Source organism: Hymenobacter rubidus, from assembly GCF_016734815.1.
GTDB lineage: Bacteria > Bacteroidota > Bacteroidia > Cytophagales > Hymenobacteraceae > Hymenobacter > Hymenobacter rubidus.
Window position 1 is genome coordinate 16,220 of record NZ_JAERQF010000053.1, and the last position, 11,330, is coordinate 27,549.

The following is an 11,330-nucleotide window of genomic DNA, read 5'->3' on the forward strand; positions in this document are numbered from 1 at the left end:
CCGGAAGCAGGTATTTTTCTATGGCCTTCACCTTTAAATCAGGTCAAACGCCCGCGCATACTGCCCCAGTTCGAAGCCGCTGACGACGCCCAGCTTCTGGCGCAGGTTGCGGCGGTGCGTGTCCACGGTCTGAATGGAGATGTGGAGCGCCTCTGCGATTTCAGCCGAGCTTTGGCCACGGCTCAGATGGGCCAGCACCTGCCGCTCGCGGGTGCTGAGGCTGGAGAAACGGGCCGCGTGCGAGCGCAAGAAAGCATTTTCATCGAGCAGCCGCTGCACTTTGGTGTTGATGTGGCTGTCGCGGTCGATGGCGCAGGACAGGCAGATAACCAGCAACGGCTGGCCATCCCGGCCCTGGGCCAGCACCCGCGCCGTGCTCAGGTGCAGCTCAAAGCCGCCATTCGGTCCGGTGCGCACCTGCTGGAAAAACGAAACCGAATAGTCGGGGTCGTTGCGCGTGAGCAGTTCCACCACTTTGGGCACGTACTCCTGGGCCTCGTCGGGGTTGAAGTACCGGGCATAGTACTCCTCGCCCATGGCCGTTAGCTCAGGGATGGTTGTGTGCAGCTGGCGCAGGCCGCGCTGCGACATATATAGTACCTGCCGGGCATCGTTGTTGAGGATAACAACGACGCCGGGGTGGTAATCGGCGGTGGCGGCTACTTCGTCTATTCGATGGGCAATAAGTTCTTGGTCAGTCATTAAGGAGAAATAACAGGCAACTCTATAGATGAACGCAACATGAATTGAGTTGGTAAATAGCATCAGAATAGGCGAATCAGCATAATCAGAGCACTATTTGACTCAAAAATCAATACTTGGCAACTCGGTGCCGCATCTTTGCACCGCAGGGCTCGGTGCAGCCCTACCCCACCCGTATGCTTGAGAACGTTCGCCAATTCATTCAGGAACACCACCTTTTCGACCTCGAAAACGACCCCATTCTGGTAGCCGTGAGCGGTGGGCTCGATTCGGTGGTGCTGCTCGATGTGCTGCACCGCCTGGGCGTGCAGGTGGCGGTGGCGCACTGCCACTTCGGCCTGCGCGGCGAGGACGCCGACGCCGACGAGCAGTTTGTGCGCAAGCTGGCCAAGCAGTACGGCCTCCCCTACTTCGCCGAGTTTTTCCGGACCAAGGAATACGCCGAGCAGGAAGGCATTTCGACCCAAATGGCGGCCCGCTTCCTGCGCTACCGCTGGTTTGAGCAGTTGCGGCAGGTGCAGGAGCTGGCCTACATTGCCACGGCCCACCACCAGCGCGACGAGGCCGAAACCATGATTCTGAACCTGACGCACGGCACCGGCCTGGCCGGCCTGCACGGCATCCAGGTGAAGAATGGCCACATCATTCGTCCTCTGCTGGGCCTGGGGCGCGACGACCTGCACGAGTACCTGGTGGAACGCGGCCTGCGCTGGCGCGAAGACGCCAGCAACGACAGCCCCGTGTACCAGCGCAACCTGCTGCGCCACGAGGTGCTGCCGGTACTGCGCGAAATCAACCCCAACCTCGACCAGACCATGCACGCCACCGCCGAGCGCGTGGGCGGGGCCGAGGAAATCGTGCGCCGCTACGTGGAAGAAACTGCCGCCCAGGCGCGCCGCGACGAGGCCGAAGTGACTTACCTCAACATTGCCACCCTGCAAAAAACCGCCGCCACTGCCCTGGTCCTGCACGAGATACTGCGGCCCTTCGGCTTTTCCTGGCCGGTGATGAAAGACATCGTGACGGCTTTCCACGGCGAATCGGGCCGGCGGTTCGACTCGCCCACGCACCGGCTGGTAAAGGACCGGGACAACCTGGTAATCACGCCGCGCCGGCTCACGCAGTTCGGCACCTTCCAATTGACAGCCGGCCAAACCGACCTGCTGGCCGACGGCATGCGCCTGAAAGCCGAGTTGCACGACGATGCCCGCCATTTCATCATTCCGCGCTCAAAAAGCACCGCTGCGCTCGACGCCGACAAGATTAAATTCCCGCTCACACTACGCCGCTGGCAGGAAGGCGACTGGTTTATGCCACTGGGCATGAAAGGCAAAAAGCTGCTCAGCGACTTTTTGATTGACCAGAAAGTGCCGCTCAACCTCAAGGACGACGTACGGGTGCTGACCTCGGCCGATGGCAAAATCTGCTGGGTGGTGGGCTGGCGCGTCGATGAGCGGTTTAAGGTAGAGGAAGCTACGGAGCGCGTGCTCACCGTGCAGCGGATGTAAGAACGTGTACCCCGAAATTCCATTTCGGTTCACCGAACCAATTCGCGCATTCGGCGCCAAAGCGGACCGAAATGGAATTTCGGGGTACACGTTCTTGCGGCTCGTGCCGTACTTTTACCCGCGAAACTCCAACCCCCCAATTCTTCTCAATATGAAAGTTACCGTAGTCGGAGCCGGCAACGTGGGCGCAACCTGCGCCGATGTGCTCGCCACCCGTGAAATTGCCAACGAAATTGTGCTGGTTGACATCAAAGAAGGCATTGCCGAAGGCAAGGCGCTTGATATCTGGCAGAAAGCCCCAATTATCGGCTACGACTCGCGCACCGTGGGCGTCACCAACGACTACGCCCGCACGGCCGGCTCGGATGTGGTGGTCATTACCTCGGGCCTGCCCCGCAAGCCCGGCATGAGCCGCGACGACCTGATTGCGACCAACGCCGGCATCGTGAAATCGGTAACGGAGCAGGTGGTGGCTTACTCTCCCAACGCCATCATCATCGTGGTGAGCAACCCGCTCGACGTGATGACCTACCAGGCGCACCTCACCGCCAAGCTGCCCCGCGAAAAGGTGTTCGGCATGGCTGGCATTCTGGACACGGCCCGCTACCGCGCCTTCCTGGCCGAGGCCCTGCACGTGAGCCCCAAAGACATTCAGGCGGTACTGATGGGCGGCCACGGCGACACCATGGTGCCCCTGCCCCGCTACACCACCGTGGGTGGCATCCCCGTTACCGAACTCATCGGCAAAGCTGAGCTGGACGCCATTGTGCAGCGCACTGCCGTAGGCGGCGGCGAGCTGGTGAAGCTGATGGGCACTTCGGCTTGGTACGCGCCCGGCGCGGCCGCCGCCCAAATGGTGGAAGCCATTGTGCGCGACCAGCGCCGCGTGTTCCCCGTGTGCCTGGAGCTGCAAGGCGAGTACGGCATCAACGGCGTGTACCTCGGCGCCCCGGTTATTCTGGGCAAAAACGGCGTAGAGCGCGTGATTGAGCTGCAGCTCAACGACGAAGAAAAGGCGTTGCTCGAAACCTCGCGCGGCCACGTGAAAGAGGTGATGGATGCACTGGACAAGATGAGCAGCGCCCAGCCTGCTTAGTTGTAGAGCCGCCGTCGCTACTCTTGCAAAAAGAGTCGTTCCGCAATTGCGGAACGACTCTTTTTTTTGGCAGAGTTTTGCGATTTGCGCAGAATTAATTGCGCAGAAAAGGTGGTCCTGCTGAGCGCAGTCGAAGCGCCTCGCGTGCTTCGTCACTTCCATTTAGATTACCTTGCGCCGCCCGTTCCACCTACCTACCTGCAGCCATGAAAAAAGTGCTTACAAATTCGTTTGACAAAGTGTACCTGACCATCGAATTTGATGAAGCCAATCAGTGGATTTACAACAACTGGGTAGGAGTGCTGCCCACCGAAAAAGTAATTCAGGGCTGCCAAGCCACCATCGATTTCCTGCGCGAAACCCGCTGCCCCCACATGCTGAACGACAACCGCGAGGTGGTTGGCTCGTGGAGCTCGGCCAACGACTGGATTGCCAACAACTGGATGCCGCAAGTGCTTTCCATGGGCCTAAAACGGTTTGCGCACATTGTGTCGCCCGGCATTTTCGGGCAGGCCTCGGCAGCTGAGATGGTAACCCGCGTAGGCACACAATTCGAAATGAGGCTCTTCCAAGACATCGAACTGGCCAAGGCTTGGCTGCGCGAAGCGTAGATTTTACGAAAGAAACCTGCCCATCCCCGTCATGCTGAGCGCAGTCGAAGCATCTCTACCGCAGCAGTAATCCAATCGGACCAACGAAACGGTAGAGATGCTTCGACTCCGCTCAGCATGACGTACCGTTTTATTGTTTGCTGTTGTTTACCACCTACTGCTGGCTGGCGCGAAACAACTTCTGCTTTTCTTCTTTGGAAAGGCTTTCGTAGCCGGAGCGCGAAATCTTATCGAGGATGTTATCAATCTCATCCTGAAGTGGCTGGCCGGGTACGGCGGATTTCTTGCTGCCGCTAACCGAAGTGGCCGCGACGGGCTCGGGGCGGCGCGTGGTGCTGCTCACGCGCATGGCGGGCCGGCGGTTGGTCAGGTTGCTGAACCAGTTGCCCACGGCCTGCACCGGGCGGCCTAAGTCGCGGCCCGCCTGGAGTTGCTTGATGAACACAAAACCCAGCAGCGCCCCGCCGAGGTGGGCAATTTCACCGCCGGGGTTGCCGCCGTTCACGCCTGCCAGCGAAATCAGCACCACCACGGCCGCAATCCATTTAATCTTGACCGGACCAATGAGAATCAGCATAAAGGTGTAGTCGGGCAGTAGCGTAGCACCGGCCACAATGATGGCCGTGACGGCGGCCGAAGCCCCAATCATGGGTGAGCCCACGGCCGGCTGAAATGCGGGCACTAAATTGTAGCTCAACAGGAAAACAGTGGCACCAGCCAACGCCCCCAGGATGTAGATGCTTACTAGGCGACGGTCGCCGAGGTACTCGCGTACCAACTGCCCGAACCAGTACAGATTCAGCATGTTGAACAGGATATGAAAGAAGCCTTCGTGGGTGAAGGCGTAAGTCAGTACCGTCCAGGGATGGCGCAGGAGCACACCCAAGTCCGACGACAGCTCAAACTGTCGCATTACCGGCGGATAGTAGCCGCTGGCACTGCTGATGGTGAGAATGGCCCGCAACACAATCAGCCCCGCAAACACCAGCACATTCAGCAGAATGAGCTGATTGAGGGCATTGTCGCGGCGGCTGAACGCGGTGCGGATATCTTGAACGATGCTCATAGCAAGAGGTTAGCGGATTCTATAACTTTTTGCGAGGTGAAGATTATCGCTTGTCGACCACTTATCATTTAATAAAATCTTTCGCGGCCGCGTTCCCAAAATTTAAGTATGATAAAAGCAATTAATAATCCCCCAAGGTGGGCAAAGTGAGCAATGTTGTCGTCTGGCGAAGGGTGTAGGCCTTTATACAATTCGAAAGCGGCATACCCAAAAACAAGATACTTAGCCGCAATCGGCACAGGGATTGGGAAAATCATCATTTTGCTATTGGGAAACAAATACGCAAATGCGAACAGTATCCCAAATACTGCACCAGAAGCGCCTAACATTCCTACACCTAGGCGGCTATCCTCCACAATGGCGTCGACAGTGGCAGTGGCTGAAGCAACGTATTCAGCATTCTCTGGATTACGAGTCATAGCTCTGGCTAAAGGCTCATACGTTTCGTTGCCGGGCAAATTATTGCGATAAAACTCAGCGAATGTTGCGCCCGAAGGGTTAGCTCGAAACTCCTGCTGTGAGACAATCAACTTGTTGATTTCGTAGTACTTTACCCCTTCATAAAGAACTCCTGCGCCTACTCCGCAAACCAGCCAGAACACCAGAAACCGCTGAGCACCCCAGCGCTGCTCCAATAGCGGCCCAAAAGAAATAAGGGCGAACATATTAAACAGAATATGAAAGAAGCCTCCGTGCAGAAACATGTATGTTAGAAACTGCCACGGAAAGAAATTCGGCGAACCGATTGGATATAAGCTTCCTACTTTAGTAAGGAGTGGCAACAGGCTAATTTGCGCCAGATAGCACGCAATGTTTGCAAAAAGCAGGGTGCGAACAGTGGGCGTGAGGTTATTAAGATTGAACATGAAACGAAGGTAATGCGCCGCGAAACCGCACGGCTAACGGGTCACTTACGGAAGAAATCGGCCAGCTGCTGCCCATCCAGCAACACCAACGTTTTGCGGCCGTCGGGAGTGTAGCCGGGGGTTTGGCAGGCAAAAAGGCGGTCGGCCAGGGCATTGAGCTCGGTTTCGGGCAGGCGGGTGGCGGCGGTGCCGGCGGCCACGCGGCGGGCCAGGGCCCGCGCCAGGCTTTCGCGTTGGTCGAGTTTGAGCGGGCCGGCCGTGGTGCGGAACTGCTCGATGAGGCTTTCCAGCAGGTCTTTTTCGTCCTGGGCGGGCATGCCGGCCGGAATGGCTTCCACGGCAATGGTGTTCGGCCCGAACTCTGCAAACAGGAAGCCCAGCGCGTGCAGCGGCTCGGTGAGTTCGCGCAGCACGGCAAAATCGGCCGGGCTGAACGTGACCGTACGCGGGAACAACAGCGTTTGCGAAGTGCCAACGGCGCGGCCCAGTTCCTGCCGGTACTGCTCATACAGAATTCGCTCGCGGGCAGCCTCCTGGTCAATCAACAGCACCCCCGATTTCACCGGCACCAGCACGTAGCGCTGTTGCACCTGCACCGCCCGGCTCACGGCTCCGCTCTCGCGAACCGAGGCAGGCTGTGTTAGTGGCGCTTCCGGCATAGCCAGCCCCAGCGAGAACTTGTCAGTGCCCACGGGTGGGGCCGGAGTAGCGGTGGGCCCTTCCAATGTATCCGGCTCAAAGCTGCGGGCCGTGGGGTTATCGGGGCCTACGGCCTGGTCGGGGCGCACGGGCTGGCCCAGCTCGCGGTAGAAGGCTTCCAGCTCGCGGCGGGCCTGCTCGGTAGGGCGCGGCGGCAGCTGACGCTCGTAGCCGTCGCGGCGGGTGTCGGGCGAGAAATTAGAGAAGCCGGATGCGTTAGTGACATGGCGCGAGGCGCTCGAAGCGGCGGCCGCCAGGGCGTCGGGGCGGTGGCCGTCGGCGCTGGCGGCCCGGTCGGCAGCCGTGGCGGCGGGCAGGTGGTCGTCGGTTTCGGTGGGCAGGCCGCCGAGGCCCTTGCCGGCGCGCAGCGGCCGGATGGGCGCAAAATTCACGTCGCCATCAAAATCGAGCGACGGCGCAATATTGTGGATACCCAGGCTTTGTTTGACAGCGGCGCGCACCACGGCGTAGACGGTTTTCTCGTCCTCAAACTTTATTTCCGTCTTCGTAGGGTGCACGTTGATGTCGATGGCCTTGGGGTCGAGCTCCAGAAACAGCACGTAAAACGGGTGCGTGTCGCGGGCCAGCAGGCCCTCATAAGCCGCCAGCACGGCGTGGTTGAGGTAGGCCGAGCGGATGAAGCGGTTGTTGACAAAGAAAAACTGGTCGCCCCGGCTTTTTTTGCTCGACTCTGGCTTGCCCACAAAGCCCCGCACCGAAATGGAGTGCGTCACCTCCTCACAGGCCGCCAGCTGCTCCTTGTAGCCGTTGCCCAGCAGCGCCACGATGCGCTGGCTGAGCTTACCGGCCGGCAGGCCAAATACCTCCAAATCGTTCTGGTACAGCGAAAAGGCAATCTGCGGATTGGCCAGCGCCACGTGCTGAAACTCGTCCAGAATGTGCCGCATTTCCACGGCGTTGCTCTTGAGGAAGTTGCGCCGGGCGGGCACGTTGAAAAACAGGTTTTTGACGGCAATGCTGGTGCCGTCGGGGCAGGCCGTGGGCTGCTGGCTGGTCACCTGCGAGCCTTCTACCAGCAACAGCGTGCCGGTGTCCTGGTCGCGCTGCTTGGTCCGGATTTCGACCTGAGCCACCGCCGCAATGCTGGCCAGCGCCTCGCCCCGAAAACCAAGGGTACGAATGCGAAATAAATCTTCGGTCGAGCGGATTTTGCTGGTGGCGTGGCGTTCTAGGCTCATGCGCGCATCGGTGGGCGACATACCGGCGCCGTTGTCGACCACCTGCACCAGCTGCTTGCCGGCCTCTTTCACAATGAGTTGAACCTGCGTGGCCCCGGCGTCGACGGCGTTTTCCAGCAGCTCCTTCACCACCGAGGCGGGGCGCTGCACCACTTCACCGGCCGCAATCTGGTTGGCGAGGTATTCGGGGAGCAGGTGAATGATGTCGGGCATAGAATAGCGCGTAAGCTGCTGCTTACGCCGAAGTAATCAAGAGAGCTAACCAGCACGTAAACAAGTGAAAACGTGCCCCGCAATAACCGAAAACCGGCGACGTTGTCGTTCGCCACCCCGGTTTTCTGCGTACCTTCGCGGCTAAATAGCGGAGTTCCAGCGTGAAATTTTAGGGCCTGAGCTCTACCTTTTAACGTTGGGGCCGGCCGGGTTTGGAACCTCCAAACACGGCCGGCGGGTTCCGCAGCTACCCACGACAAAAGTACGGCCTTCGCGGCCCGTTTGCCTCTTGAACCACCCTTCCACCCCAACGGGGCTGATGCGCATCCCATTTCAGCTGACCATGGCCGCCCTGCTGCTGGCGGCGGGCTTGTTGCTGTCGTTTGCCGAAGTAAAAAAGCTGCCCGCCGACCCGCTGCCCAACTCGCCCACCGAGATGGCCTGGGTCGACAGCGTGTTCAACTCGCTCACGCCTGAGCAGCGGCTGGGGCAGTTGTTTATGGTAGCCGCCTATTCCAACAAGGACCGTAGCCACACCGAGCGCATCGAGCGACTGGTGCGCAACCAGAACATCGGCGGGGTGATGTTTCTGCAGGGTGGCCCTAAGCGCCAGGCCCTGATGACCAACCGCCTGCAGGCCGCGGCCAAGGTGCCGCTGCTCATTGCCATGGATGCCGAGTGGGGCCTCGACATGCGCCTCGACTCCTCGGCCCACTTCGCCAAGCAGATGACGCTGGGGGCCATGGACGACCCCAAATACGTGTACCAGATGGGCCGCGACATTGCCCGGAAGATGCGGGCGCTGGGCGTGCACATCGACTTCGCGCCGGTTATCGACGTGAACTCCAACCCCGGCAACCCGGTCATCGGCAACCGCTCGTTTGGCGAAGACCAGAACCGGGTAGCGGCGCTGGGCATTCAGTATATTAAGGGCCTCCAGGACAACCAGATAATGGCCGTGGCCAAGCACTTCCCCGGCCACGGCGACACCGATACCGACTCGCACGTAGCCCTGCCGGTTATCAATACCGACCTGGCCCGACTCACGAAAGTGGACTTGGTGCCGTTCCAGCAGTCGTTCGAGGCCGGCGTGATGGGCGTGATGGTGGCCCACCTCTACATGCCGCTGTTTGACACGACCAACGCCAAAACCACCACTCTTTCGCACGCGCTGGTAACGGACCTGCTGAAAGACAAGATGGGCTTTAAGGGCCTGGTTTTCACCGATGCGCTCAACATGAAGAGCGTGAGCAAGCTGTACAAAGACGGGGAGTTGGATGCCATGGCCCTGGCCGCCGGCAACGACGTGCTGCTGTTTTCGGAAGACGTGCCGGCCGCGCTGCTGCGCATTGAGGAAGCGGTGAAGGCCGGGCATTTGCAGCAGGAAGATTTGGATTTGCGCATCAAGAAAATTCTGCGGGCCAAGTACTGGGCCGGGCTGGCACAGTACAAGCCCACCGTCATTGCCACGCTGCGCGACAGCCTGAACCAGCCAAAGTCGAAAGTGCTGGCGCAGGAGATTTTTGAGCACGCCGTGACGGTGGTGAAAAACGACGACCAGCTTCTCCCCTTCCAGCGCCTCGATACCTTGCGCATTGCCGCCATCACCATTGGCACGCAGGCCGAGGGGCCGTATGCCACCATTTTCAATAAGTACCAGCCCGGCCCGGTGTACGCCGTGCCAGACCGCTACGCGCCCGACAGCACCTTTGCGCGTATTTCATCGCGCTTGCAGGGCTATAACGTGTTGGTGGTGAGCCTGCACGCCATGAACAACACGCCCAGCCACAACTACGGCATGGGCGAAGGCGCCTTGAAATTCATCAAGCAGTTGGAAGCCAATCGGGGCTTTAAAACAGTGGTGGTGGCCATGGGCAACGCCTATGGCCTGAAATTCCTGGAAGATGCCCGCACGCTGGTGTGCGCCTACGAGGACCATTATGCGGCACAAATCGTGGTGCCGCAGGTGCTGTTTGGGGCGCTGCCCGCGCGGGGCAAGTTGCCCGTCACGGTGTCGCCGACCATGAAAGTAACCACCGGCATCGCCACTGCCGACCTGCACCGCCTGCGCTACGCCACCCCCGAAAGCCAGGGCCTGAGCTCGCGGGTACTGGCCCAGATTGACAACATTGCCCTCGAAAGCCAGACCTATGCCGCCGCGCCCGGCTGCCAGGTGCTGGTGGCCAAAAACGGCACCGTGGTATTCGACCAGAGCTACGGCTACTGCACCTACGACCAAAGCCAGCCCGTGACCAGCAGCACGTTGTATGATTTGGCCTCGGTGACGAAAGTGGCCGGCACCCTGCAAGCGGTGATGTACCTGAAGGACCAGGGCAAGCTCAATATTGAGGAGAAAGTATCGACTTACCTGCCCGAGCTGGCCCGCACCAACAAGCGCGACATGACCGTGCGCGACGTGCTGCTGCACCAGGCCGGCCTGAAGCCGGGCATTCCCACCTGGGAGCGCACCCTGCGCGACGGCCAGCTCAAGCCCACTTTCTACGCCAGTATCCGTTCCGATGATTTCCCCAACGAAGTAGCGCCCGGCGAATACAGCACCAAAGCGGCCGATGATTCCGTCTGGGCCTGGACCATGCGTTCCAGCCTGCTGCCCAAAATCAAGGGCCGCTACCCGACGGATTATTCCGACCTGAGCTTCATCGTGATGAAACGGGTGTGCGAAAAGATTCTTCAGCAGCCGCTGGAAGGCTTTTTACAGGACAATTTCTACCGGCCGCTCGGCTTGGGCAGCATGACCTACAATCCCTTGCAGCGCTTCCCCAAAAGCTGCATCGCGCCCACCGAAAACGACACGTATTATCGCCGCGAGCAGCTACAAGGTACGGTGCACGACCAAACCGCCGCTCTTGTGGGCGGCGTGGGCGGCCACGCCGGCCTCTTCGCCACTGCCAACGACTTGGCCGTGCTCATGCAGATGAACCTGCAAAACGGCAACTACGGCGGCACCCGCTTCTTCCAGACGCCGGTCGTGACCGAATTTGCCCGGCCTCAGCTGGTGGGCAGCCGGCGCGGCCTGGGCTGGGACCACGGCGACCCCAGCAAGCCCGAAGGCCCTACCAGCCGCCTGGCCCCCGCCAGCACCTTCGGCCACACCGGGTTCACCGGCACCTGCGTGTGGATGGACCCGGATAATCAGATTCTCTACGTCTTCCTATCGAACCGCGTGTACCCGGATGCCGGCAATAACAAGCTGCGCCAGTACAACATCCGCACGCGGATACATGAGGTGATTTATAAGTCGTTGGCAGCGGGGAAGGCGAAGGAGTAGCTCTATTTAAACCTTTCGCGAAGTGAAAAACGAAAGTAGTTGGTTAATCTTGCCGCATGAATGTTTCTCTCACCGACACGG

8 protein-coding genes are annotated in these 11,330 nt (G+C 59.8%); 4 read left to right on the forward strand and 4 right to left on the reverse strand.

The features are described 5' to 3' along the window. Nucleotides 1-33: 33 nt before the first annotated feature. Entirely contained in the window at nucleotides 34-702 is a 669-nt protein-coding gene (locus tag JKL48_RS21940) for a response regulator transcription factor (RefSeq protein WP_201987387.1), read from the reverse strand. Nucleotides 703-878: 176 nt separating this feature from the next. Between JKL48_RS21940 and tilS the strand changes: the two genes are divergently transcribed. The 3 genes from tilS to JKL48_RS21955 all read left to right on the forward strand — a co-directional run bounded on the left by tilS (nucleotide 879) and on the right by JKL48_RS21955 (nucleotide 3,917). Continuing rightward, nucleotides 879-2,210 carry a tRNA lysidine(34) synthetase TilS gene (gene tilS / locus JKL48_RS21945; protein WP_201987389.1) on the forward strand — a complete coding sequence of 444 codons (1,332 nt, stop codon included), beginning with the start codon at nucleotides 879-881 and terminating at the stop codon, nucleotides 2,208-2,210. A 151-nt stretch (nucleotides 2,211-2,361) separates the two neighbouring features. Continuing rightward, nucleotides 2,362-3,306 carry a malate dehydrogenase gene (gene mdh / locus JKL48_RS21950; protein ID WP_201987390.1) on the forward strand — a complete coding sequence of 315 codons (945 nt, stop codon included), beginning with the start codon at nucleotides 2,362-2,364 and terminating at the stop codon, nucleotides 3,304-3,306. 206 nt (nucleotides 3,307-3,512) lie between these two features. Then, nucleotides 3,513-3,917, forward strand: a complete 405-nt coding sequence (locus JKL48_RS21955; RefSeq protein WP_201987392.1) for a hypothetical protein — start codon at nucleotides 3,513-3,515, stop codon at nucleotides 3,915-3,917. Nucleotides 3,918-4,071: 154 nt separating this feature from the next. Here JKL48_RS21955 and JKL48_RS21960 read toward each other — a convergent pair whose 3' ends face one another. The 3 genes from JKL48_RS21960 to mutL form a co-directional block, all read right to left on the reverse strand. After that, the gene (locus JKL48_RS21960; protein WP_201987395.1) at nucleotides 4,072-4,983 is read right to left on the reverse strand and encodes a rhomboid family protein; all 912 of its coding nucleotides are present in this window, start codon (nucleotides 4,981-4,983) and stop codon (nucleotides 4,072-4,074) included. 68 nt (nucleotides 4,984-5,051) lie between these two features. Beyond that, nucleotides 5,052-5,849, reverse strand: a complete 798-nt coding sequence (locus tag JKL48_RS21965) for a rhomboid family intramembrane serine protease (protein WP_201987396.1) — start codon at nucleotides 5,847-5,849, stop codon at nucleotides 5,052-5,054. Nucleotides 5,850-5,890: 41 nt separating this feature from the next. After that, nucleotides 5,891-7,960: a DNA mismatch repair endonuclease MutL gene (mutL, locus tag JKL48_RS21970; protein ID WP_201987398.1), complete on the reverse strand. Its 2,070-nt coding sequence runs from the start codon at nucleotides 7,958-7,960 to the stop codon at nucleotides 5,891-5,893. 289 nt (nucleotides 7,961-8,249) lie between these two features. On the opposite strand from mutL, the gene JKL48_RS21975 reads away from it, so the two are divergent. Further along, on the forward strand, nucleotides 8,250-11,249 hold the full coding sequence (locus JKL48_RS21975; RefSeq protein ID WP_236668976.1) for a glycoside hydrolase family 3 N-terminal domain-containing protein: 3,000 nt from the start codon (nucleotides 8,250-8,252) through the stop codon (nucleotides 11,247-11,249). Nucleotides 11,250-11,330: the final 81 nt, after the last annotated feature.